We start from the raw sequence: 25,582 nt of genomic DNA on the forward strand, positions 1-25,582 counted from the left end.
TCTCCAACCGTCTCCCGACAAGCAAAATACCTACTAATAGTGATTGCAGTTCTCGGATAAAAGCCGTTACTTTGCGCACGAATCAGAGAATTAAAAACAATAACATACAATGAATGAGCAACATAAGTACCGCTCCACGGACAAGATGAGTGACCTCATCTGTGACAATTACTCCTTATTAATGGTGATGAGCCGCTTCGGACTGTCATTAGGATTCGGAGACAAGAGCGTGAAGGACGTCTGCGAAGCACAAGGCGTCGATTGCCCTACATTCCTCGCCGTAGCCAACTTTATCAGCGAAGAACAATACTCTTACAGCGGTAATGAAAGTGATTTTTCCATTCCCGCCCTTATGGATTATCTGAAGCGTGCCCACACATATTTCCTCGACTTCAACCTGCCGGCCATCCGCCGCAAACTCATCGAAGCCATCGATTGTTCCAGTACAAACGATGTAGCCTACCTCATCCTGAAGTTCTTCGATGAATATGCCAAGGAAGTACGCCGCCACATGGAATATGAAAACCAGGCCGTATTCACCTATGTAGAGCAATTACTCCAAGGCAACCTATCGGACGAATACAACATCGCCACTTTTGCCAGCAAACATAATCAGATAGATACCAAACTGAAAGAGCTGAAGAACATCATCATCAAATACTACCCGGAAAAGGAGAACAACAATCTCCTGAATGCGGTCTTGTTCGATATATTCAACTGCGAACAAGACCTTGCCACCCACTGCCAGGTAGAAGATTATATGTTTGTTCCCGCCGTAGCGCAAATAGAAAGGAAACTGAAAAATGAACAATAATACTTCTTTGAAGATTGTCATTGCAGAAACTTCGGTCATCATCCGGAGTGGCCTGACGGCTGTTTTGAAGCGTATTCCCAACTTGAATGCACACCCTATTGAGGTTTCTTCTCCGGAATCGCTGCAGAACTACATTCACATGCATCCGGCAGACATTATCATCATCAACCCCACTTTCGGTGGCTGGTTCGACCTGCCCGCCTTCAAGGCAGAACACGGAAAATCCGGTATCAAGTACATTGCTATGGTATGCTCCGTCATCGACAACAACATATTGAAGGAATATGACGAGAACTTCGCCATGTGCGATGACGTAGATGTCATCGCCTCCAAAATCAACCACTTGCTACACACCGAGGAGGAAGAGGAAAAAGACAGCGAACAAGAAACCCTGAGCCAGCGCGAAAAGGAAATCATCACCTGCGTTGTGAAGGGCATGACCAACAAAGCCATCGCCGACAAACTCTACCTCTCCATCCATACCGTCATTACCCATCGCCGTAACATTGCACGCAAACTGCAGATACATTCTCCGGCAGGGCTCACCATCTACGCTATTGTCAACAAGCTGGTAGAATTGAGCGACATCAAGGACTCTCTATAAGATTCTTCCGGCAACCGTTTCCCTACCCGCTGCGGCCTATAGGGAAAAACCGGATGAATCCCTTGCAAAAGTATGCTCCTCCATACGGGAAAAGCCCTCTGCCTATTGATTAAGGTTTATCTTGTGCCTGAAGACAAAGCTCATCCCCTATGTCATCCCTCCCCATCCTATGACTCTTTATGCCCCACAAGTATCCTTATCCAACCTTACCCACAGTATCCGTCACGCCATACACAAATCCCCGCTTCACGATATCACATCGGGAAGCGGGGATCCTTTTATCTTCATAAAAGTGGTTACGTAATTATGACTAACTAATTCATTCAAATCTGATGTTGCAAAGATAGGGCATCGGCAGACAGTACGCAATCACTTAAATTAGGTATAATAAAACAAGTCAGTCATCATAAATAGGTAGAACCACCCGTAAATCAGGCATTGGCATAGCTGTGCATTCCTCCAAGGATGTAGTTCACCCCGAAATAGGTCATCAGGACTGTCAGAAAGGCGGCAACCATATAGATATGGAAGAATAACGGACTGCGGAAAATGCGCAGGCTGCGCGCATGGAACGCCGCTCCATAAACCATAAAGGTAATCAGCGCCCATACTTCCTTCGGGTCCCAAGCCCAATAACGCCCCCAAGAAGCATTGGCCCAAACCGCACCCAGAAAAATGCCGGCTCCCAAAAAGAAAACGGCGGGATAAAGCAGCAATCGGCTGAGCAGCATCAACATCCGGGCTGAACGGCGAAGACACAATGCCAGTATGCCGTTCAGCATCATAAAGGCAAACAAAGCATAAGACATCATTATCAACGACACATGCGTACTGAGCCACGGAGAAACGAGCACGGGCATCAAGGGAGTGATTTGGGGATTCATCTGTCCCAAATAGGACACCAGTAAGGCAAAACCGGACAGCAAAAAACCGAAAGGCACCATAAACGGGAAGCGCCGCCGAAACAGACAAGCCAGGAACAGCGCACACAATGCCATGAACTGCATCGTTTCGTATCCATTACCCAACGGGATACGCCCGCCGATGTACCACCTCAGACCATACCCGAAGAGCTGAAAGAGAAACGCCGCATAAAGAGAAAACGGGAAAAAAGTATCTGCCAAACGCGAAGAGAAAGAGAGCGCTACAATCCTACCGGAAGAGTCTGACAATGCCGACGAACGGCGCAGGCCGCGATACAGCAGACGGAAGAAAGCCAGCATCCCCACCGTAAGGTTGAACATGAACAGCAATTTGCTGAAAGGAATACGGTTATACAGCAATTCGGCTTGTATTTTAGTATCGGAAACAGGCTCCACACTCCCGTCTTCCGGCAAAGGACGAATCAATGTACCATTTTGGAGCATCAAAATCAGTCCCACCTTTTCATCCGCCTCTACAATGGCCTTTTCCAGAGAAGTCATTTTCCGATGATGGTCTTGCTTCCCCTTCCAGAACTTCTGCAAGCGATACTTCTCACCGTCGAACAAATCAGCCAGACATGCATAGGGTGTCTCCAAATGAAGCAGGCGACGGAGTGCCTCGTTTTTGATATAAATCATCGGCTCATTCTGCCAAACCTCCGGACGCAGAAGCCATCCGCCAATCACCTGCTCCGGCGTCATGCCTCCATAAGACAATTTTCCCGTCAGTTTCAGTACAAAATCGCGCGCAAGGGTATTGAAAGGAACCACACGGTCATTATAAATCACCTGCTTACGGGCAAGACTATCCGCCTGCTTGCGTGCCAGTGCCGGAAGGCTTCTCTTCTGCGCATGTACCCCACTTCCCAGACACAGCAACAATAGGACAAACATTCCTCCCTTCTTCAACAACGGATGCCTCAGCAGCCTGCGGAACTCTCCTCCCCGGCTGACCAGCATCCAGAGCATGGAGACACCTAACAAGAGGTATCCACTATAGGTAATCCCTATCCCCCACGGGTCATAATTCACTGTCAGCCAGCTCCCCTGCATATCCTCATCAAAGGAAGACTGATAAAAGCGGAACCCCTGCCGTGAAAGAATACGGTTCATGGAGACGGGCGTCTCACCGTGAATATAGCTGATATAATCTGCAGGAGCATCCGTACCCGGATAGTACTCAATCCGGAAACTGTCCAGACGTAAGGTGAACGGTAACTCTACAACCTGCCTGCCGTCTTGTTCCAAAAAGCAGTTCACCTCACTGCCGACAGTAAGATGCACATATCCTTTCCGGCCACAAAGAAACGTAGTCATGGCTCCCGCCAAAATCACGAGGAAGGAGCCATGCAACAACAACGTCGGGAGATGCCGCCACAACCGCAGTCTTACAAGCACAACAACAGTCATCGCAGCAAGGGCTCCCCACAAACAACAGAACCAAATCGTATGATAAACATGCTTTTCTACAAAATCCGTACTGCACGTCTGCTCTACAAACGTAGTTGCAGCAAGCATGAGCAGCAAACAACCATAAACAGCTATGAGAAACTTTTTCAATTAAGAGCTATCAATTAAAAGTAAAAAATCAATATGGAGCAAACTCTTTGTTTTCTAAAGACCTGACTCCCATACATTCCATCTCTATCAGCCAACCCGGACGACATACGGGAGCATATACAAACACTCTCGGAGTATCCGGAAAACGTTCGTCATACATTCCTTTGACCACGGTATAGTCTGCAACATCCCGCAGATAAACAATCATCTGTCCTAAATCATCAAACGTACAGCCAGCCTCTTTCAACAAAGCCTCCACATTCTCCCACATACGTTCCGTCTGCTTGCGAATGTCTCCGGGATATACCACCTCACCTTTATTATTGATGCTCGCAGTACCCGAAATAAACACCTGGCGACGGTCGCCATAATCCACATACGTACCTCGCTCGAAACTCACACCGTATTCGTATGTGGGATTCAGATGTGTCGGTGCGTAAAGGTAGTGAATTTGTTCAGATTTCAAACCATCTACAGCATAAGTATCCATCTGAACCGTCACTTTTGGGTCGGCATGACGGCCACCGATACCGGTACTGGAAATATAATGAGTCTTCTCCGTCAAGTCCTGGGTAACAAACACCTCATTACGTGCCTTCACCACTCCGGCATAATTCACATCCACGTTCTGTACAAAGAACCAGGTACGTATGCAATTATCAGCCAGCTTGCAGCCCTGTTCCATCAGCTGCATCACATAGTCATTCAACAGCAGACGGGTCTGGTATTCCGAATTGGCGGCACGATTGAAAGAGCCGCCTCCCCAAAGGTGACGGTAGGCGCCATGTCTCACTTCGAACAATCCGTTATGAAGTACCTGTGTTTCCACACCTTTCTGCAGATAGACCCACAGTGCAATCTTTGTACCGTTCAACGGCGGCTGCTCTACCACGGAGAGTGCACAATCCGAACATTCTGCCGAAAGCGCCAGTAGCATATCTGCCTGATTGGCGGCGTCACTTAGAAAGTAGCGTTTAAAGATGGCAACAGCACCTTGTAGTTCACTTTCACGCAGTTGGCAGTAAGTGTCGACCACCGCATTCAGCTGTTCTTCATAAGTCGCTTCCGGTCTGGTGGCATGAATCATTACATGATATTCCGAAACACCCGCTTCTACCTCATATTTAAAGATTTCGGTTAAGGTATTCTCCGATTGATTAGTTTGTTGTTGTTTATCTTTCATATTAAATATCAATTAGTCGTTGTTGTTCAAAAAAGTACCGGTATTACCAGTAAGACCCATCATTATTACGGTTGTGCACCATCGTCAATCCAGTTGCCAATCAAAGACTGCATATCAGATGAGGTTATCATCTGAGAATGGTCTATACGCCAATCCGAGCTGATGTCCGTACCCAATATGAGATGCAAGACACTTTCTGACGCATTGCCGGGCATAACCCTCATTTTACCGTCCACCGTCGTTGAAGCCCGGTTGACCAGATCAGCATGGCTATGTCCTTCCAGCAGATTCAAGCCACCACCCGGAGTGGTGCTAAGACCATGGCAAGCCGTACAAGTGGCATTGAATATTTTTTGTTGAATGGCATTGTACATACTTGCATCAACTGTTCCTGCATCCATAAGTATAGTATCAGCGATTTCAGTACATTCCATTGCCACCAAACTGACAATGCGCTTTCTCAACTTATTGATTACACATAGCTCGACTGTTGTCACCTCATCCGTTATGCCGGACATTGTCAACTGGATTTCATCATTATCCGATTCGGATACCGGAACAACCTTTGAAACAATGGCATAATCGCTTTCATCATCAAATCCTGCCACTACCACACTATAGTCGCCCGACCACTTATCCACACCACTAATCCGGCCTGTCATCTTCACTGTGCGTCCTTCACCCGTGGCCACTACGGCATTCTCATAAATTCTCCCCTCATCGCATGCATGCAGACCTATAAGAAGCACGGGCAGAAAAAAGAAAAGAATGTATTTTTTCATAGACGAATCCTTTCCTGACTTCATTTAGAATGTATATTGAAGCATCACCGTGGCAGAGTGAGTGGCCAGACCTAAATTATCATTATCACGGTCGAGCTGCGTGTCGTGTCCCCAACGGGCTACATACTGATACATTGCCTGCAATTTCAGGTTGCATCCTCTGAAAAAGTAATTCATACCTACAGCAGGCATATTCAGGAAACCGTCGTCATCCGTACCGTTACGATTGAAGATATCGTAGCGTGCGGCAAGCTGTAGGCGGGGAGCGACAAAGTAACCACCTTGCACATAACCGCCTAAAAAGCTATACGATTCATTTATCTTTTGCCGTTTGGTGAAACCTACATTCATATAATAAGCTTCAGCCGCCAGATAGAGCTTGTTCTTCAACATGGCAAATTCCAACCCCACACGGGTATCATTGGTACTCTCATTTTCACTCTCCACATTGATAGAACCCGAAAGACCGAATAATATCTTATCCTCGTTCAAACGGTTAGGATTACCTTGTGTGGAAGGCATCACCCCCTTGGGCATATAAGTCAGACGTCCGGCATACAGCAATGAAGGGATATGCCAGTCATCACTCATCGTCTTTGAAGCTGTATTCACGGAAGCTCCGGTTCCATTGAACAAGCCGACTTCATAACCGAACTTATCTGCCACCAGACCGTGAATTTCAACACCCAGGTCAAATCCCGTACCGATATTAGGCGTCACGGCATTCAACGAATAAGGCAAAATTACAGAAGACGTCAGAGAAACCGGCAACTGGGGAAGCAGTGTTTCGCCAAGAGTTGTCAGATAGGCATGCGAGAATGGAGTCTTGAACTTTCCGACACGAATCGCAAATTGTTTTTTCAGCTGTACATCAAACCACGCCTGCTGTAACAGCGCTCCTCCACTTGCAGCAGCATTGATGGACAGATTGAAAGCTACTTTTCCAAAAGCCTTGCCAGTAAAGCCAAGTACGGCATAAGGAATGGAAAAACCCGAATTGGCAATATTATCTTGGTTATAAGCCTTATCCAAGCCTTCATCATCATACCAATTGAAATTAGCACTCGTTTGTACCAACAGATAAGGCTTGAAAACAAAATCACCTTTCTTTGTTTCAATGGTAAAACCTTCTCTTCCGGCCAATGACACTACACCATTCTCCGTATCTTCCTCATGTTGCGCCATAGCGGTCAAAGGCAAAACAGCCAGCATGGCGACATATAAAAATTTCTTCATAATTACTTTTTATATAAAGCTTATTAGTTCTAAAGTGAATTTAAAAATACAATCAGGGCATCACGGTCATCCTTACTCATGTTCTTAAAGAGATTTTTCGATGCTTCTCCCTCTCCCCCATGCCACATTATGGCTTCAACAAGATTGCGAGCACGACCATCGTGCAAGAAGTAGGTATGTCCGTTTACCTTTTCCTGAAGCCCGATACCCCAAAGCGGAGTAGTGCGCCATTCATTGCCACGCGCCAACCCACTTACATAGTTATCATTCAGACCGACTCCCATAATTTCGGAGCCCATATCATGCAGCAAAAAATCCGAATAGGGGTGAATTGTCTGACTTCCCAACCATGGCAAACGGGTACCGTTCAACAGCACGGAGCCCCGAGGCTTGGTATGCAACGTGGTGACATGGCAAAGATGGCACTTGGCTTTATAGAAATTCTGTTCTCCCCTTATCACCTGCGGGTCATTCACATTACGCCGTGCAGGAACACCAAGACTCTGCATATACAAGTCAACATCTTCCATATCTTCTGTAGAAACATCCAACTGGGCATAAGAAAGCCCCATCATGCTGCCTTGATTCACCTGGGACTGCCCCTCGCATATCTCTTCCGGATAGCGGCTATTGGTAACACCCATATCACTTGAAAAACCAAGTTCAACAGTCAAATCCGCATGTTGAGCCTTATTTCCCGACAGCCCCAAGCTTCTCACACCACGTTCGGTAATGTAATTGCAACGGCCACTTATACCATACTCCGGATAATTACTTTTTGCAGCAAGCGCTTCAATCTCCGTAGCTTCCAAAGCCATCATTTGCCCCATACCGACATGTCTCAACGGGATACGCACCGTACAGAACATATCTTCAGGCTTTATACTGTCAGCATACCATTCGGATATGGAATAAGCCGGTCTGCAAAGTTCATACTTCTCTCCGTCGGGAAAGGTAAAAGTCTCATAAGTATACTCCACAGAAAGCTTCCCCTCCGGTTTCACTCCATAAATTGCCTGGTCATGGAGGACACGACCATAATCCTGAAAAAACGCACCATTCTTGCGGCTTATATAAACCAGCATCGAGGAAAACCCGTAACTACCCGATCCACCTTCACTCCACAGCGTCGGTTTGGTACGGCCGGCATTACGATGACAACTGCCACAAGAATACCCCGCATAGACTGGGCCAAGACCACCTCCCATGCCATTGCTACTCGTACGCACATCATCGTAAAGCCCGTCACCATCATTAAAGCGACTGTTGTAAACACCCGACACCCAGTCTGCCGGTGAATCATAGGCCTTGGATGAATTCATGAAGATTGTGGACGTTCCGGCAGACAGAGCGTATCCTTCAGGAATCTCTATATCCAACACGTCAATCCCATCATCATCACAAGCAGTCAAACCTGCCGACAAACAAAGGAGAAGACATGAATATCTCATTAAACGATTCATCATCTTTATCTACTTTTTAATAATGGCATATCCAAACATGCCAAAGAAGTAAAGGCAGGATTCTCCAAATCCTCCCCTTTACTTCTTGAGTATTGTTTATAAATAATTCTTATTTAACTGTACGAGGCTTGCCATCCTTGAAAAGCAGGAATTCCAAAGTATGGAATCCGCGTACATTTTGAGCAGATTCAACTTTTGCATCATCATCACCCTCGCTCCATTCCAAATCGCCCCATTTCTGGGAATTCAGAATCTGGACAATGGCGTTCTGGTCCAAAGGCCAACTATCCATATTCGGGTCAAGTCCCAGCTCATCCACCGGCCCAAATAGGAACGCCTCACTTTCCTCCCAAGGTTCACGGGCTGTTATCCAAGCATTGCATGCCGTCTCAAAAGCACTGTTAGAGGGATTGTTGGCAAGAGCCACCACAGCGTCATACAGCGTACTATTCTTCTCCTTCAAATCCTTATAGGTAGGCAAAACCACAACATTGACATAATTTTCAACAATCGGGTCAAGTGCTTCATTGCTGTTAATGGTGCTATTGTCCCTGATATAAGGTTTCAACTCCTTATCCAATACACTTTCCAGTTCTTCACAAGCCTTGATAGCCGCTACCGTTTCCTGACTGTTGATATTATTACGGAAAGGTTGGGGAATAGCCTGAATAGCCGATGCTGCCGTAGTGATAGCTGCCGACACTTTCATATCCAACTCCGCATTGACTCCAGCCACCAATTTTGAAATTGACTTGTCGCTCACCTTACCGTCCAAAGAGCCGTAATAGGCATTGCGGATTGAGTAAATATTATTGGTATAATCATCACGGGAATGCCAGCTATACCATGACTCAACAGCATAGAGGGCCTCTATAACATTGTTTGCCATATATTTATTATATGGATCACCAATCTTCGTCTCACCTACCTCATTGGAGATTTCAACACAACCGTCGATAACCTGCTCTATACAGTTCCAGGCACTTGAAAAGTTATAGGCACCATTATGAGCTTTGAAGGAAGTTGCAAAACTTGCCCCACCCTTATAACTCGTATTCCAAGAATCATAAAGATTGGTGGCATCTGTCTTCAACAAAGCCGCCACATTTCTCATGTAGTTGTGCCAACTTGCCGCATTCTCCGAGTTATACTCAATGTCAGCAGGATTAACTGTACTGTTGTCATCATCATCGCTACAAGCAGTAGCCGTAAATGCCAGCCCTAATACCAAAGCTGTCGCATAAAAGAAATTTTTCTTCATCTGTATAAAATTAATTGATTACTATTCATCTACTTCTTGACAAACCAACCGATATAGGCAATACCGATCGAAAACTCATTTTCACTATTATACTTGCCAGTTCCAAAAACCTTGTTTGTTCCGATTTGGCGGGTAGTGTAATCAGCCTTTACCACCAGATTAGGCAAGGCATACCAATTCAATCCGGCAGTCCACATGCTTACCTGACAACGTTTCTCCATTATCTGGCTGGCCTCTCCCTTTTCTTGCGGATTATAATATTCATAACGTGCAAAGGGGTAGATAACCGGAACTTTCCTGTTTCCTTTGAAGAAAGCGCTGATATTCAAACCGGCCTCGGCTGCATAACTGACTACATTCTTTGCAATGGGGGTTATACGGCTGTAAGGAGATTTATTCGACAATTTGGTATTTGCCTCACTAAGCTTCGCTGAATTACCCAAATTTCCGTATACCATATTGGCACGGGCAACCACATATTTATTACGGTATTGGGCATCTGCCGTATAAATTCTTACCGGAATCTTACCGGTAGACGAATAAGTATCCGCTTTGTCAGAATTGGAACCGGCATCAGCGCAGTAATAGAACGAAGCACCTATACGCAACCCCGGAACCCCCTTATAGTCCAGACGAGCCACATAGCCCGGTGAAGTAAAGTTGTCTTCTTCAAAGATGCCTTGTTTGCCACTTGCTATCCAGGTGTTACGGTCAAAGCCATTGGCATTCAGACCGGCCACTATCATGGCCTGATAATCAAAGCTGGCATATCCTTTTCCAAAAGAACCAAAAAACTCGAGTCCGTTTTCATGCCACGTAGAAGGAAGGATGGTTGTCTCTCCTTCCGGCCGATAAGTTCCAAAGAAATTGATTGGTTCATGATGGGCGTTGGTCAATCCTACCGGGACAATGATGTGACCGGCACGTATGTTGAATTGTGGAACAATTAAACGGGTAATGTGGAATTGCTCGATAGCCACTTCGCCACCCTTTTCCACCTCCGTTTCATACTCACCGTTTTCCGTATTCTCAAGTTCATAAGCAGTACCCGTACCACCGGATTCAAACTCGATTTCAGCACCGAGTATCCATTTGGAATTGAACTTGTAATCCAGAGCCAACACGAAACGGGGTATAGAAATTGTATTCCTATGTTTGTCTGGATTGCCTTCAGGTGCACCATAGAAACGGTTAATACCATAATCCTTAAAACTTGCAACCATTTCTCCGTATCCACCGAAACGGAATTTCTTGTAGTTGTCGCCATCATTCGCTACTTTTTCCTTTTTCTCTTTGTCTGTTGAAATCTCCGTACTCTCTGCTGCAGAAGTAACTTTTTCAGGTTCAGCAGCCTGCAAAGCATTGGCAGAAAGCAAAAAACATAAAACGAATAAGCCAGTTAATTTTCTCATCTTTTATCTTAAATTTTGTTGGGAGCAAAGGTAGAGGTAGTTAAAAAGGAGAACAATACCTAAAAATTGCGAAAAGAAGAGAAAGAGTAACCATTAGTAGGTAATGGCAGATTTATAACAACAAATAAAGATGAAAAAGGAGGATAAATGGTAAAAGAACTATTAAAATGCTAATCCACGTAACGAGCACGATAAGCAGGGCCGTACCTTCCAGAATACGGTCAAGCACAGTGGGTTGGAAACGGACATTAGGGCATTTCTTGCCGGAATAAGGACCAAGATTAATCATATTATCTACGATTTAGAATCTGTTATCACTAATCCTCCTTTGCTTTCTCTTCAGACGGAGGAGGATTCTTGGACTTCTTCATCCGCCCACTCTTCCGCAATGCTTCAGCGATAATCCACTGAAGCTGTCCATTGGTACTACGGAACTCGTCGGCTGCCCATTTTTCAATGGCATCCATCGTTGCAGCATCCACACGGAGGACAAAGCTTTTGGTTGAAGTTTCTTTTTTAGCCACTATTTATTTACTATTTAACAATTTACGATTTATGATTGAAGTTACTTTGATATAACCAAGTACCAATCAAAGAGTATTCTGCTTGCCCCGCACGAAGGAGGCAATGTCATCCATAACATATGCCGGGACGGGCGAAGCATGGCTATACTCAAACGGAGTCGCCTTGCCGCTGCCTTCCTGCAACAAGTGATTCAATTTCGGATAAGATTTGAAGTACGCATTCTTACAACGCAACAGACCGGAACGCCATAAACCGAAGTCTTCCATAGTCACTTGATAATCTCTCTCCCCTTGAAGAACAAATATGGGCAGCTTTAGTTTAGCGGCAACCTCCACCGGTTTGTAAGCGTTGGCAAACAGCCAATATGAGCGGGGCTGCCCCAATGGTAAGGGAATTGCCTCATCGAACTCTTCGGTACCAAGCTTTTTGACATTCACCAACTGTTGTTTCAGTTCATCAAGTTGAGCCTTTACATTGACTGAAGAATCCGTCAAAGAAGAGGTATAATAAAACTGTTCCTCAAGAGCATCTTCAAGCGGTCTTGCCAGTCCGGCAAGGATAATGATACCTGCCAAACCTTTCGAACGCCCGGCAATACGGGGAGCCAATGTACCTCCCAGGCTGTGCCCCAACACATACACACTGTCAGAAGCCAGCTCGGGCAAAGCCCTTACCTGCTCCACTATGGCAACGGCATCGTCCACGGCCTCAGTATCATAATCGAGTTCGCGACCGGCAGGAACGCAAGCCGCACCATATGCTTTTGTCCGTTTTTCATAGCGGACGACGGCAATGCCGCGTTCCGCCAATCCCCAGGCCAGGTCACGGAAAGGCTTGTTGGGACCTATCGTCTCGTCACGGTCGTGAGGACCGGAACCATGTACCAGAATAACACAAGGAACCCTGCATACATCCGAACCGACTGCCCTCTTGGGCAAAGTCAACGTTCCGGGAAGCTTGTAGCCGTCGGCTCCCAGCGTAATATCCCTTTCATCCATTTTTGTCTTATCATAGGCTACCGGTTGGGCAGTGCTAACAGCAGGTGCAGGGACTAGCCGGATTGTATTCAGTGCCCCGTCAGCATCAAAAGCCACTAGAAAGCGGAGATTATAACGTTCAAATTCCACATCGGAATAATAGATAGTAATTCCCTGGGCAGAATCGGTCTTCCATTCTCCTTTTGATATGGATTTACCAAACATTTTCTCTGCTTGCCGGAAAGAATCATTGAAGAGTGCCGGAGCCAGTTTCTCCTGCAACTCCCGGTTCAATGCCGCATGGATGCTGTCACCTTGCCCTGCCACAAACAATTCATAAATGTGCTGCGCGCGCGCAGTATTCGCATCTTGTGCAAAGCCCCCATATACATTGCCCAGCAAGAGCAGTATAAGAGCCCACCGTCCTATGCCTCCCATCTCTTTCATCCGTATCCTTTATCAATGGTTCAACGTTCCCGTATTGACTACCGGTTGGGCAGCCTCGTCCGCACAAAGCACTACCAACAGATTGCTGACCATTGCTGCTTTCTTGTCTTCGTCCAGTTCAACAATTTCTTCTTCAGAAAGTTTATGGAGCGCCATTTTTACCATAGAGACTGCCCCTTCCACAATCTTCTCGCGTGCCGTAATAATGGCAGATGCTTGCTGGCGACGCAGCATCACAGCGGCAATTTCGGGCGCATATGCCAGATAGTTGATACGCGCTTCCACCACTTCCATACCTGCCATGGCCAGGCGTTCATTCAATTTCTGCTCCAGCTGTTCATTGATTTCCTCACCGCCCGAACGAAGTGTCAACTCTTCCGTATCAGCCTCATTATCATCATAGGCATACTGACCGGCAACCTGGCGAAGAGCGGCATCACTCTGTATCATGACGAAATTCTCGAACGCATTCATACGGTTGGCCACCGCATTGCCAAGACTGACCTGGTTCGCATTACCCGCTGTCGGAGCGGATGCAGCCATTGTTTGTGAATCAATCTCAAACATGGCTTTATAGGTGTCCTTCAGCTTCCACACCAATACCAGTCCTATAAGAATAGGATTACCAATCTTATCGTTCACCTTTATCGGCTCCACATCCAGGTTGCGTGCACGAAGCGAAAGCTTCTTCTTATTAAGGAAAGGGTTTACCCAGAAAAAGCCGGTCTCCTTGAACGTCCCTTTATATTTACCAAAGAACACCATAGCACGCGCCTCGTTCGGCTCCAGCTCCATATAGCCGGCAAACATAATAAACCATATCAGACACAGACACACCGAAAGGATCAAGGTAGGCACAGAAATGATAAACCCAAAGATTATCACTGCCGTAAGCACTACCAAATGAAGGAACAAGGCCAAAAAGCCATTCATCTTGAAACCACTGAAACCACACTCTTTTGTTTCCATATTCTATAGATTTAATTGATATCATAATGATATCACAAATATATCAATTAAAATTAGATAAGAACAGAGAAGCAAGGAAGTTAACATATTGTATTAAGGATTATTAAGAACATGTATCCCCAGTACACAAAAATTCCGCTTGAGGGTCATGACTTACCTTCAAGCGGAATTTTCTTTTTCGACTTTGTCAGCAATGTATCAAGGCTGAATGACAAAAGACCGGCGCAGCAAACCAGCAGTCTGCGAGCTACCGCCCACCATAAGTTCATAACTGCCTTCGGAAACGCACATGGTATTGCTTTGCGGATTCCACCACACCAACTCTTTATCGCCCAAATCAAACTCTACATCGACCGTCTTTCCTGCCGGGATATGTACCCGTTTGAAAGCACGCAATGCCTTGCTCGGTCCTTCGACATCATCGTTTTTCTTCAAATAGACCTGCACAACCTCTTCACCGTCACATTTGCCGGTATTGGTTACGGGGACATTCAATCTCAATTTCTCACCGGACTTTATATTATCCGAACCAAGCACCACAGCGCCATAGCAGAAAGAGGTATAGCTCAATCCATGACCGAAGGGGAAAAGCGGTTCCTGGGTCATGTAACGGTAAGTCCGGCCGGTCATATTATAATCCTCAAAATCAGGAAGCTGTGACACATTACGGTAGAAGGTGACCGGCAAGCGTCCTGCCGGATTGTAATCACCGAACAAGACTTCGGCTACAGCCGTACCACCTGCCTGACCGGGATACCATGCCTGCAGGATAGCTCCACACCTCCCGGTTTCCGGCTCCAAGCCGATAGGAGAACCTGAACAGTTCACCAACACCACCTTTTTACCGGCACGGTGCAAAGCGGCAATCAGTTCCCGCTGGACAGCAGGCAACTCTATATCGGTACGGTCGCCTCCTCTGAATCCGGGAAGCTCAACACCCATCTCCTCGCCTTCGAGGTTCGGAGAGACTCCTCCCACAAAGACCACGACATCAGCATCCTTTACACGCTCCACAGATTTCCTCACATCCACTTCATTCTTAAATCCAAGGTCAAAGTTCAACTGTGCATCGCTACGGAAATATTCAAAATCCAATTCAACGTCATACGTTTTTCCTGCTTGTACCTGCAAAGTATAAGCACTCTTCTGCCCACCGTGCTGATTGGAGAATCCTCTCACTTCCTCCCCATTTATCCGCAATCTCCCTGAGCCATAAGCATAGATGTCAAAGACCACCTCTCCCGACTGGTCGGGAGTGAATACGCTGTTGTAGGTAGCCGAGAAGTCGGTAAGGTTCACACCCGGAGCAAAAACCGTGGCACCGGATGTACAGAAATGGAAAGGAGTGGTCACTTGGGCAGTAGTGACTGGCTCACCGTCACGAGTCACGTTATTCCAGTAGCGTGCAGTAAATCCGGGTTTCCCGTCGGCAGTCTTGCAACGGTTGAAGACGCTCTGTATCTGAGCTCTCTCCACCCATCCGCAGCCTTGTTCATAAATAAGCCGGTCATCAGTCCCCAAGGCTTTTCTAATTCCGTCCAGAATGGTGACTGTGTGCGGAGGCATACCGTTATAATTTCCCCACTGCATCACAGAATCATTGGCGTTCGGACCCATCACGGCTACAGTCAGCCCTCCACGCTTCAACGGCAAGGTATTATCCTTGTTCATAAGCAGTGTCATTGACTTGCGAGCCATGTCGAGCGCCAGAGAGTCGTGTCCGGCAGAAGCCACCACAGAAAAAGGAATGCCGGTCCAGGACACCTTCTCCGGCTCGTCCATTTCACCCAAGGCAAAGCGAGCCGTCAAAAGACGCTTGACTGCTACATCCACTGCTTTTTCATCAATCTTTCCCTGCTTCACCGCTTCTACCAGGGCCTCGTAACTCGAACCGCACTCCAAGTCAGTTCCACTCAGCACCGCAGCCGCCGAAGCGGACTCTGCATCAGGATGCGTCTTATGACCATAGTCTCTGTAAAAATCGGCAATAGCTCCACAGTCCGAAAGGACAATACCGTCAAATCCCCACTCATCGCGCAAAATCTGCATCAGTAGGCGGTCGCTACCGCAGCAAGGATCGCCCTCAAAACGGTTGTAGGCACACATCACCTCCTTCACTTTTCCTTCTTTCACCAAAGCCTCGAAAGGAGGAAGATAAGTTTCATACAAATCACGGGGCTTGATATTTTCCGCATTAAACTCATGGCGGTTCCATTCCGGACCGGAGTGTACGGCAAAGTGCTTGGCACAAGCATGCAGCTTGTCATATTTTCCATCGTTCGTACCCTGCAAACCTTTTACAACCATCACACCCATACGGCTGGTCAGATAAGGGTCTTCCCCATAAGTCTCTATACCCCTTCCCCAGCGGGGGTCGCGATAGATATTCACTGTAGGCGTCCACATCGTCAATCCTTGATAGCGTTCATGGCTTTCCTGGGATGTATAGTAGGCATTCTTGGCACGGGCCTCATCAGAAACAGCAGTAAATACCTCGTATACAGTCTCCGGCGAGAAGGATGCCGCCATACCAATCGGTTGGGGAAACACTGTGGCCAGCCCGGCACGCGCCACTCCATGCAACGCTTCATTCCACCAGTTATAGGGCTTGATGCCCAGGCGTTCCACTGGTTTGGAGCTGTCCATCATCAAGGACACCTTCTCTTCGAGCGTCAGTTCCTTCAGCAAAAGTCCGGCACGCTCTTCTGCCGGCAGAGATGCATTCTTGTAAGTAACCTGTCCACATCCCGACAATAGGAAGAGTGGCAAAAGGTAAAGAAGTTTCTGTTTCATCATGGTTTTATATTAGCAATTATCTATCCAAATATACAAAGATAATGGATATTGATTAAATTTCAAGCTTCAAAAGAATGATTCATTATGCAGCGTACTGCCTAAAAGGCAGTACGTTTTCTTCACATATATGTTTAATTGCCGTTGAATTATTACGTCAATCACATATATATTTAAAGGAGTGCATGCAACGAATATCTGCAGATGAAGTCCCGACATACACATTGAATACTCCTGGTTCAGCTACCCATTGATGGCTTGCCTCATCAAAAAACTTCAAATCATCAGAAGTGATAACAAATTCCACTTGAACAGTTTCATCAGGTTCGACCTCTACTTTTGTAAAGTGCTTCAACTCTTTCAATGGACGGATAACGCTACACACCGGATCCCCAAGATAAAGTTGTACAACTTCTTTACCAATCCTCGTACCCGTATTAGTCAAAGGCACTGTCACCTTGATACTTCCTTTTTCATCCATCGTCTTCGATGACAGCCGAGACTTGCCGTATTTGAAAGAAGTATAACTCAATCCATGGCCAAAACTAAAAAGAGCCGGAATCTTCTTTGTATCGTGCCAACGATAACCTACTAAAATATCATCTTTATACTCTTCTTTAGGGTTGACACCGACATTGCGCTGATAATCCGTCAAAGACACATCTTCCTTGCCAGTATCGATACCCGGATAAGCCCCTTCACCAAAAGAGTGCGCCGAACAATCGCTTAACTTCACCGGGAAAGAATAAGGCAGTTTACCCGATGGATTCACTTTACCACTGATAACATCTGCAATCGACGCTCCTCCCATGGTCCCCAAATAAGAAATATGCAGGATTGCAGGCACTTTCTTCAACCACGGCATAGCATAAGCATTGCCACTGATATTGGCTATCACAAGATTTGGATTGACAGCAACAAGCTCTTCTATCAATTCATTTTGAGAAAAAGGTAAATTATACGACTTACGGTCAGTAGATTCACAATCCTGAAAAGCATTTTTATTCAAACCTCCCACATAGATAACAACATCTGCCTGCCGTGCCTTTGCCACAGCCTCAACACGCAAAGAGTCTATCACCGTCTGTTGCATTTCCTCCTCATATCCAAAAAAGGGACGGCCACATGCATAACCCTGGGTGTATTCTATCTTATCACCATATAGGGCACGCAGTGCATCAAGTGGAGAAATCATATCTTTTGGTTTCAATTCCGACGAACCGCCACCATCCGTAAGTCTACGGACAGCATTGTCACCAACCACCAATATCCGATTATACTTATCAGCTTGTAATGGAAGAATGCCATTGTTCCGCAACAGTACGATGGACTCGTCACCTATTACTTTAGCCACATCATAATGTTCTTTGGTACAGAGTGAGCCATACGGCTTATTCTGATTCAATGAAGTCCGGAAAATCAGACGCAGTATATTTCTCGCTTTCGCATCCACTGACGCCATCGGCAATTCCCCCTTCTTCAACATCTCCAGATAGGGGTCTGCCAAATAATAGAGATTATACCCCAAGCTATTATCCGAAGTCAAACCGTTGGTATAAGACCCCATTTCAATGTCAAGACCATTAAGAGCAGCCTCTTTGGTGTCGTGAGCTCCTCCCCAATCCGTAATGACACAACCGTCAAAACCCCATTCATCACGTAGAATATCATTGAGCAGACGGGCATTATGGCAACAATGCTGGCCACGATACTTGTTATAAGCTCCCATGACGCTCCATGCCCCCCCTTCCACTATTGCCTGCTTGAAAGCAGGCAAATAGATTTCGTAAAGAGCACGGTCACTCACTTCAACGTCAACGGTACCACGCCACAGCTCCTGGTTGTTCAATGCAAAATGCTTCACACAAGCAGCAACACCGTTCTTTTGCAATTCCTTGACATAAGGAACCGCCATCACACCGGCAAGATAAGGGTCTTCACCCATATACTCAAAGTTACGCCCATTAAGGGGAGTACGGTAGATATTGACACCGGGACCTAACAATACGTCTTTCTTACGATAACGTGCCTCCTCGCCAATAGCCTTGCCATAGCGTGCAGCCATATCCGGATTCCAAGTGGCGGCAAGAGCCGTAAGAGCAGGAAAAGCCGTAATAGAGTCGTTGGTCCAACCCGCATAATTCCAAGTATTCCATTCAAACTCATGGCGAACTCCATGAGGTCCATCACTCATCCACAACTCTGGAATACCCAAACGGGGCACCCCTGCCGATGAGAACTTGCTCTGCGCATGGCAAAGTGCCACCTTTTCTTCAAGTGTCATACGGCTTAACGCATCCTCAACGCGCACTTCGATAGGCATATCAGGATTTTGATATATGGGTATCTGTGCACTAAGATTTGTGGCAGATGCAGCAAACAGCAGAAAAAATCGTAAAATGTAAGTATGCATTTTTTCACTCTTTATTAGAAATTATTGAACTGTTACCAAGTCAACATAGTAACCGTGTCCCACACAAAGGAATCCGGCCTCAGCATTTATCTTGTCAATAACCTCTTGGGTGATAATCAGTTCGTAAACACCATCTTCACTGAATTCTATCTTATCCATCAGCCCTGTCCACCAACCGGTAGCAAGTTGCATCTGATGATATTCTGCTGTAGGCTCTATCGAATAATACACCCGCAAAATAGTTCCCGGCTTAAGGGCAGTCATCACTTCTTGAGGAATTAGGTTGAACGATTTGTTCGGATCACCGTCCGCTTTGTCCCAAGACACATAATGATGGCCTTCCCATAGGGCTTTCTCAGAAGAGATAGTAACTTTCTGTTCTGTAGTAACTTCACCATTGGCATAGAACTGTATACTCTCACCAGTCTTGGTCTTACCAGTCACTGTATATTCCCCTTCTGCCAGTTCCGGGCAAATCAGCGTGAGAGAAGTGGTAGTTTGCTCTGCAAATTCCACTACCTCCACATCAGCTACCGCAACCGAGGCAACAGCATCAAGATTAATACCGGTCATTATCCATGCCGTACCAACGGTAGCACGGTTGGCTCCCATTGTAATCATAGCCCCTTTAGTCACTTTCACTTTATTGGCGCCATATTCATTTCCTTCGGCATCGATAAAAATAGCCCGGTAGTCTCCCTCCGACAAGCCGGCAGGCACAGTATATTCCACATAATTGCCATCTTCCGACTCCACATAAGTAATATCCGTGGCAGCCATCCCACCAATAAGAATGCTTTCCACTTTATCCAGGTTATCGCCGTAAAGACAAGCTTTATTACCGGGAGCCACAATACGTTCGAATGCCACTTCAGTGGCACTGGGGTCATCCACTAAAGGATTTACCTGGATAAGCCCCTCACGGTAAGTGGATTTCCCAACAGTGGTGGTAGCTGTTATTTTAAGGTGATAAGTTCCTGCCATAAATTCCTTTTCTATTTCAGTACCGGTAGCCACTTCTTCTCCATCCACAAACCAGGTTACGGTAGTATAGTCCGCGGGAGTCACCGTGAGTTTCATCGAAAATTTGCCGTCACGACTGAAATTGGCAAATGTGGCCAAATTTCCATTGACCCGATCCGGAAAGGTAGGGTCGAGTATACGAGGCTCATCATTGGGCGTAGCCGTAGAGAACGGCTCTTCGTCGCTGCAGCTTGTCAAGAAGGCGTTGAATGCCAATATGGCAAACAGCATAACATATATCTTTTTCATATTGATAGTTAATTTGATGTTGAACAGAAATTATTGAACATTATTTTTATCCCACCACACAGGGGTATTCCAGCTATTATTACCTCCCATACGCTCCAGCGCTTCCTCATAGTTTTTCTTATTGTATGAAGATTCCAGCACAGGATAACACAGACGGACCGGGATAGCTGCTCCCCCAGTAAGAACCTGGCTGAAGCCATACTCTGCAGGAGACTTTAGCTGTGGGTAGTTGGAACGGCGCAAATTAGCCCAACACTCCAACGGATTGGTGAAATGCAGAATCCATGCCTGCGTATTGATAGATGCCTTTTTCTGCTCTACCGTGTAACCAATGATGTTATTGGCCATATAGTTGTCGAACTCTTCATCAGTTACTTTATCACATCCGTAATTGTCCGTCAAGAAGTCCATAGCCGCACGTACACCTTTTCTATAATGCTCTTCTACGGAGCCAGCCACATTCCATCCTTTCAGAGCAGCTTCTGCCAGCAGGAAGTCCACTTCGGCCGAGGTTATAACCACTCCCGGGTTTTCACCCTCAAGAAAGTTACTTGCCAACTTGGGTTCCGTTTCTGTATCCATGGAAATCTTTTCAATGGCAGGATTGCTTTCCTGCAATTCTTTTATAAGGTCGCTCTCGTACGCTTCGGGCCAAGGTTCATAGAAGAATGCACCTGGATCGCGCGGATGCGCCATATTTTTAGCCAATACCTCTTCAGTGATATCAATGCGGCCTTCGGTACTGGTTGTGCTCATTATCTGGTCAAAGTAGAATCGTATGATAGCAAGGAAACGAGGGTCACCAGTATTGAACAGCTGATTATAAAAAGTAGAGCAGATAAAACTGGGGTTATTGCGAGGGTCGTTACCATACAGACGTTGTGACAAAGCGTTGCGACGATAGTCGGAATAGCTTTCGCCACCAAAGTCAAAAGCAATATCCAAATAAGGAATCAGTGCGTCATCAGCACCAGAGACAATGATACCACCATTTGCAGCCAAAGCTTTTTCAAACTCTTCCTGGGCCTTCTGTGGGTTGGCATCCGAGATACGCATAGCATAACGCAAGCGGAGTGAATTGGCAAACTTCTTCCATTTGTTTATATCACCGTTATAAATGACATCTCCGGTGATGCGGTCCTTGGTACCATCAAAAGCTGTTACGGCAGCGTCGAGTTCCGCAAAAAAGTCATTGTATATCTCTTCTTGCGTGTCATATCTAGGCGTGAACTTACCATCAATAAAGCCTTTTCCCGCTTCAAAGTAAGGTACATCACCATAAATATCAGTAAGATGAGACATGAGATAGACACGATAGATGCGGACAGCCGCATTGATGTTCACCTTCTCGTCATCATCCGTAGTGCGTGCCTGCGCATCGGTAAGGTCCTTGATATTTTTCAAATAGTAGTTCTGCCAGATATGCCCCATCTCGTTAAGGTCAAGTGTATGGCGGCCACCATAATTCGTAGTATTCCAGCAGCCCATCAGTTGCTGATTAAAGGCATAAATGTAGCTACGGTAAGTTTCACTCACCTCCAGGTCACCATAAGTATGGAGTTGGGCAGTCGTGAGCTGTGCGTTGGGGTCAATGGTTGCAGCCTTTGAGGGATCGGTATTCATGTTCTCCATGTACTCATCGCTGCAAGAAGCAAAAGACAAAGTACATGCTGCCAACGCCATTGTGATATATGATTTATAGTGTCTCATTGTATATATCTTTTTTAATAATGTATTGGATAAATTGTATGGGGTCTCTTAGAATTTTACATTAATATTGAAGCCGTAGCTCTTGCGTGAAGGCAGTGAACCATACTCCATACCCATACCGGTGGTATTGTTGTAGTTGGAGTCCGGGTCAATGTTTGGAATATTTTTCCAGACAATGAACGGATTACGGGCTACAAACGATACTGTCAGTCCGTCTATTACATTCTTCAACCAGGTTTTAGGTAAGGTGTAGCTCAGCGTGATTTCGCGGCACTTTACATAAGAGTTATCATAGATGAACATAGAAGGCGCATTGCGGCAAACATTCATCCAGTACTTTTCTGGATTAATTATAATGTCGTTTTCACGATAGGTGCCGTCACCATTGTCAATCACACCCGGAGCAATGAAACCACCGGTCGGTATCCAGTCAGGAGAATCCTTGGCATAGCCTGCTGCCTGACGAGCCTCTTCGGACTTATACCATGCTTCGCGGCCTTCCAAAGTGGCCATGCTCTTGCCTGTTTCATGCGCGGCCCGAGCTGACATAGAATAAAGGTCAGCACCTACCTTCACATCAAACACGGCAGAAAGTGAAATATTCTTGTAGGAGAAGTTGGTATAAACACCGCCGGTCCAGTCCCAAGATGCATTTCCCAGCACATGGTTGCTCTTGTCGTACATAGGCAATCCGGTTGAGGGATCGATAAGAATATCACCATTTTCGTTACGCTGGAAGTCGGGACCTACGATAGAGCCGAAATTCTCACCTACCTTGGCAGCCACTTGTACGTCAAGCCATGTAGCCTTTTCCAGTTCAAACATATCCATGTCGTCCACCAGTTTCTTCACCTTATTACTATTCTTCGAGAAGTTGAAATTCAAATCCCAAGAGAAGTCTTTCGTTTGAATCGGACGAGTGTTCAAAGCTATTTCCACACCTTTATTCTCAATTTCACCCGCATTAATCAAACGATAGCCGTAGCCGGAAGTCGAGGAGCTGGCCATACCCATAATCTGATTCTTGCTAAGCTGGCTGTAATAAGTGAAGTCCAAGCCGATACGGTTCTTCAAGAATTTCAGTTCCAGACCCATTTCGAATGAATTGGTCTTGGTAGGTTTCAAATCCTTATTGGGGATAGTACCGTTACTGATATAACCAATAGTATAACCGGGATAAGCAAACTTAGACTTGGTATACACCAATCCGAGCTGATATGGATCGGTATCACTACCAACTTGCGCCCATGACATACGCACTTTACCATAAGGAAGTTTGTCACCCAACTTCAGCAACTCGGAGAATACAAAGCTACCGGAGAAAGAAGGATAGATATACATGTTATTACTGATGGGTAATGTGGAAGACTGGTCGCCACGAAGGGTTGCATCAAAGTAAAGCATGTGCTTCCAACCCAAGTTAACGGCACCATAAATAGAGTTAATCTGCTTACGATAACTGTAAGGCTCTACACTTACTTCATTGAAGCTCATCAAAGCCACCACATCGCGAATCTTCATGTCCTTGGCAGTAGTGACTATAGTCTGGTTATTCACTTTGTACAAGTTACCTCCCAATGTCGCATTAAAGTCGAAATTCCCCCAAGAGTTATTATAGAGGGCCAGAAGCTCGAAGTTATACATGCGATTACGGAAATTATTATTCTGCAAGTAACCGGATTCATATCCCGGCGTGGTAGGAGCCTTGTAGTCTTCAAAAGTAAACCAATTAAGCTCAGCTCCTGCTGTTCCTTGTACCTTCAGGTGTTGAGTGATGTTCCAGACAACCTTACCATTGAAACGGAATTGGTCTTTCTTAGAGCTGTTTGAGTTCTTGTAAACATCCCAATAAGGATTCACATTATAAGGGTCCATACCATTCCAGTTGGCATATTCACCACTGGCATCCTGATAAGACTTGAGCCATGCCTGGTCATAAGTGGTGGCCAAAGTCATTAAATTCTTTCCAATATTCGATTTGCTGTCTCCCAATGCAGGACGATTTTTCACATCTTCACGGGTATAGTTAACACTGAAATCCAAGTCAAACTTCCCGGCACTGGTATTGGCGCGCAAATTGAAGATGTCCCTGCTCATGTGAGTCTTTGGCACAATATCCTTATTGCGCATATCAGTATAGGTGAAACGAATACCGGTCTTGCCATTATTCACCCCGATGATAGCACTGTTAGTTGCAGTAAAGCCTGTGCGGAAGAACTGGGAAGTATTGTCAGGAACTATCAGGTAAGGACGTTCCACACCATCAAAATACTTAAGCATATTGGTACCGTCAGCTTTGGCACCCCAGCTCATGTTCGTATTAGACACCGCGTTAATGGGATAAGTTCCGTTGGCACCCATACCGTAGACCTGCTGAACATCATCCCATTTAGCCAACTGAGTATCAAAAGTCAGCGTTCCGTTGTATTCCACGCTAACCTTATCCTTATTGGCCTTTTGGGTCGTGATAAGAATCACACCGTGGCTGGCACGACTACCATAAAGAGCCGAGGCAGCAGGTCCTTTCAGCACCGACATGCTTTCAATGTCATCAGGATTGACACTGGAAATACCGTCACCAAGGTCAAAACCGCCGTAAGTACCGGCACTACCAAAATTGGTATTATCCAAAGGTACACCGTCTATCACATACAAAGGCTGATTATTACCAGTCATCTCTGTACTACCACGTAATATCACACGGGAAGAACCGGAAGCTCCACCTGCAGTCTGGGTCACTACCAAACCTGGAACACGGCCCGCCATTGAATTGATGACATTCGTTTCTTTGGCCTTGGTCAACGCTTCACCCTGCACTTCAGCCACACCATATCCCAGAGCCTTACGCTCGCGCTTAATACCTAAAGCAGTTACGACCACTTCACTCAGCATCTTGCTGTCTTCTTCAAGTACAATGTTCAATGGAGCATTACCAGCCTTTACTTCTTGCTGTTTGTATCCTACAAAACTGATGATTAATGTTGCTCCAGGTTTAACATTCAGACTGAATTTACCATCCAGGTCAGTAACTACACCATTGCTGGTTCCTTTTTCAACAACAGAGGCTCCTATCACCGGACCAAACTCATCATTCACAATACCTGTTACTTTGTTGCTTTGCTGTTCTATTGCAAAATTTTCAAATGAAGCAGCCCTCACTTGCGAAAAACCTCCCCACAAACAGAGAGTAAGTGTGCCGCAGAGTAACGTGTTTTTACATTTCTTTACTTTCATAATA

Annotated in this window: 17 protein-coding genes; 2 read left to right on the top strand and 15 right to left on the bottom strand. The window is 45.9% G+C overall.

What is annotated here, in order from left to right; genetic code table 11:
- The first annotated feature begins 109 nt into the window (after window positions 1-109).
- Window positions 110-814: a hemerythrin domain-containing protein gene (locus tag DWZ03_RS16690; RefSeq protein ID WP_008665531.1), complete on the top strand. Its 705-nt coding sequence runs from the start codon at window positions 110-112 to the stop codon at window positions 812-814.
- The gene (locus DWZ03_RS16695; RefSeq protein ID WP_005823789.1) at window positions 804-1,418 is read left to right on the top strand and encodes a response regulator transcription factor; all 615 of its coding nucleotides are present in this window, start codon (window positions 804-806) and stop codon (window positions 1,416-1,418) included. Before DWZ03_RS16690 ends, DWZ03_RS16695 begins: the two co-directional genes overlap by 11 nt.
- A gap of 431 nt (window positions 1,419-1,849) precedes the next feature.
- Here DWZ03_RS16695 and ccsA read toward each other — a convergent pair whose 3' ends face one another.
- The 15 genes from ccsA to DWZ03_RS16770 all read right to left on the bottom strand — a co-directional run bounded on the left by ccsA (window position 1,850) and on the right by DWZ03_RS16770 (window position 25,578).
- A complete protein-coding gene (gene ccsA, locus DWZ03_RS16700) occupies window positions 1,850-3,901 on the bottom strand; it encodes a cytochrome c biogenesis protein CcsA (RefSeq protein ID WP_022401730.1) in 2,052 nt (683 codons plus the stop codon).
- 28 nt (window positions 3,902-3,929) lie between these two features.
- A complete protein-coding gene (locus tag DWZ03_RS16705) occupies window positions 3,930-5,084 on the bottom strand; it encodes a Rid family hydrolase (protein ID WP_117588960.1) in 1,155 nt (384 codons plus the stop codon).
- 65 nt (window positions 5,085-5,149) lie between these two features.
- Entirely contained in the window at window positions 5,150-5,866 is a 717-nt protein-coding gene (locus tag DWZ03_RS16710; RefSeq protein WP_009037108.1) for a hypothetical protein, read from the bottom strand.
- Between the two features lie 24 nt (window positions 5,867-5,890).
- Window positions 5,891-7,102 carry a porin gene (locus tag DWZ03_RS16715; protein ID WP_005823796.1) on the bottom strand — a complete coding sequence of 404 codons (1,212 nt, stop codon included), beginning with the start codon at window positions 7,100-7,102 and terminating at the stop codon, window positions 5,891-5,893.
- Window positions 7,103-7,131: 29 nt separating this feature from the next.
- Window positions 7,132-8,565 carry a di-heme oxidoredictase family protein gene (locus DWZ03_RS16720; RefSeq protein ID WP_117588987.1) on the bottom strand — a complete coding sequence of 478 codons (1,434 nt, stop codon included), beginning with the start codon at window positions 8,563-8,565 and terminating at the stop codon, window positions 7,132-7,134.
- A gap of 109 nt (window positions 8,566-8,674) precedes the next feature.
- Window positions 8,675-9,826, bottom strand: a complete 1,152-nt coding sequence (locus DWZ03_RS16725; protein ID WP_117713599.1) for an imelysin family protein — start codon at window positions 9,824-9,826, stop codon at window positions 8,675-8,677.
- 29 nt (window positions 9,827-9,855) lie between these two features.
- Complete coding sequence (locus DWZ03_RS16730) at window positions 9,856-11,238, bottom strand: hypothetical protein (RefSeq protein WP_005823799.1); 1,383 nt, start codon at window positions 11,236-11,238, stop codon at window positions 9,856-9,858.
- Window positions 11,239-11,555: 317 nt separating this feature from the next.
- Window positions 11,556-11,762, bottom strand: coding sequence for a hypothetical protein (locus DWZ03_RS16735; RefSeq protein WP_005823802.1), 207 nt, complete (start codon window positions 11,760-11,762; stop codon window positions 11,556-11,558).
- 66 nt (window positions 11,763-11,828) lie between these two features.
- Window positions 11,829-13,187 (bottom strand): alpha/beta fold hydrolase, encoded by a 1,359-nt coding sequence (locus DWZ03_RS16740; RefSeq protein ID WP_117588957.1) that lies wholly within the window; start codon window positions 13,185-13,187, stop codon window positions 11,829-11,831.
- A gap of 12 nt (window positions 13,188-13,199) precedes the next feature.
- Complete coding sequence (locus tag DWZ03_RS16745) at window positions 13,200-14,156, bottom strand: SPFH domain-containing protein (protein WP_117588956.1); 957 nt, start codon at window positions 14,154-14,156, stop codon at window positions 13,200-13,202.
- A 198-nt stretch (window positions 14,157-14,354) separates the two neighbouring features.
- Window positions 14,355-16,949 (bottom strand): xylan 1,4-beta-xylosidase, encoded by a 2,595-nt coding sequence (gene xyl3A / locus DWZ03_RS16750; RefSeq protein WP_117588986.1) that lies wholly within the window; start codon window positions 16,947-16,949, stop codon window positions 14,355-14,357.
- Between the two features lie 157 nt (window positions 16,950-17,106).
- Window positions 17,107-19,362: a glycoside hydrolase family 3 C-terminal domain-containing protein gene (locus DWZ03_RS16755; RefSeq protein WP_120130417.1), complete on the bottom strand. Its 2,256-nt coding sequence runs from the start codon at window positions 19,360-19,362 to the stop codon at window positions 17,107-17,109.
- Window positions 19,363-19,383: 21 nt separating this feature from the next.
- Entirely contained in the window at window positions 19,384-20,634 is a 1,251-nt protein-coding gene (locus tag DWZ03_RS16760; RefSeq protein WP_117958580.1) for a hypothetical protein, read from the bottom strand.
- A gap of 30 nt (window positions 20,635-20,664) precedes the next feature.
- Window positions 20,665-22,344 carry a SusD/RagB family nutrient-binding outer membrane lipoprotein gene (locus DWZ03_RS16765; protein WP_120130418.1) on the bottom strand — a complete coding sequence of 560 codons (1,680 nt, stop codon included), beginning with the start codon at window positions 22,342-22,344 and terminating at the stop codon, window positions 20,665-20,667.
- Between the two features lie 48 nt (window positions 22,345-22,392).
- The gene (locus tag DWZ03_RS16770) at window positions 22,393-25,578 is read right to left on the bottom strand and encodes a SusC/RagA family TonB-linked outer membrane protein (protein WP_120130419.1); all 3,186 of its coding nucleotides are present in this window, start codon (window positions 25,576-25,578) and stop codon (window positions 22,393-22,395) included.
- Window positions 25,579-25,582: the final 4 nt, after the last annotated feature.

It is taken from the genome of Bacteroides sp. AF29-11, from assembly GCF_003602895.1.
GTDB lineage: Bacteria > Bacteroidota > Bacteroidia > Bacteroidales > Bacteroidaceae > Bacteroides > Bacteroides uniformis.

Coding starts and splice junctions, on each gene's coding strand:
- DWZ03_RS16710 (WP_009037108.1), bottom strand. CDS start 5,866: ATGAAAAAATACATTCTTTTCTTTTTTCTGCCCGTGCTTCTTATAGGT.
- DWZ03_RS16695 (WP_005823789.1), top strand. CDS start 804: ATGAACAATAATACTTCTTTGAAGATTGTCATTGCAGAAACTTCGGTC.
- DWZ03_RS16770 (WP_120130419.1), bottom strand. CDS start 25,578: ATGAAAGTAAAGAAATGTAAAAACACGTTACTCTGCGGCACACTTACT.
- DWZ03_RS16690 (WP_008665531.1), top strand. CDS start 110: ATGAATGAGCAACATAAGTACCGCTCCACGGACAAGATGAGTGACCTC.
- DWZ03_RS16755 (WP_120130417.1), bottom strand. CDS start 19,362: ATGCATACTTACATTTTACGATTTTTTCTGCTGTTTGCTGCATCTGCC.
- DWZ03_RS16765 (WP_120130418.1), bottom strand. CDS start 22,344: ATGAGACACTATAAATCATATATCACAATGGCGTTGGCAGCATGTACT.
- xyl3A (WP_117588986.1), bottom strand. CDS start 16,949: ATGAAACAGAAACTTCTTTACCTTTTGCCACTCTTCCTATTGTCGGGA.
- DWZ03_RS16720 (WP_117588987.1), bottom strand. CDS start 8,565: ATGAATCGTTTAATGAGATATTCATGTCTTCTCCTTTGTTTGTCGGCA.
- DWZ03_RS16745 (WP_117588956.1), bottom strand. CDS start 14,156: ATGGAAACAAAAGAGTGTGGTTTCAGTGGTTTCAAGATGAATGGCTTT.
- DWZ03_RS16705 (WP_117588960.1), bottom strand. CDS start 5,084: ATGAAAGATAAACAACAACAAACTAATCAATCGGAGAATACCTTAACC.
- DWZ03_RS16740 (WP_117588957.1), bottom strand. CDS start 13,187: ATGAAAGAGATGGGAGGCATAGGACGGTGGGCTCTTATACTGCTCTTG.
- DWZ03_RS16725 (WP_117713599.1), bottom strand. CDS start 9,826: ATGAAGAAAAATTTCTTTTATGCGACAGCTTTGGTATTAGGGCTGGCA.
- DWZ03_RS16715 (WP_005823796.1), bottom strand. CDS start 7,102: ATGAAGAAATTTTTATATGTCGCCATGCTGGCTGTTTTGCCTTTGACC.
- DWZ03_RS16760 (WP_117958580.1), bottom strand. CDS start 20,634: ATGAAAAAGATATATGTTATGCTGTTTGCCATATTGGCATTCAACGCC.
- DWZ03_RS16730 (WP_005823799.1), bottom strand. CDS start 11,238: ATGAGAAAATTAACTGGCTTATTCGTTTTATGTTTTTTGCTTTCTGCC.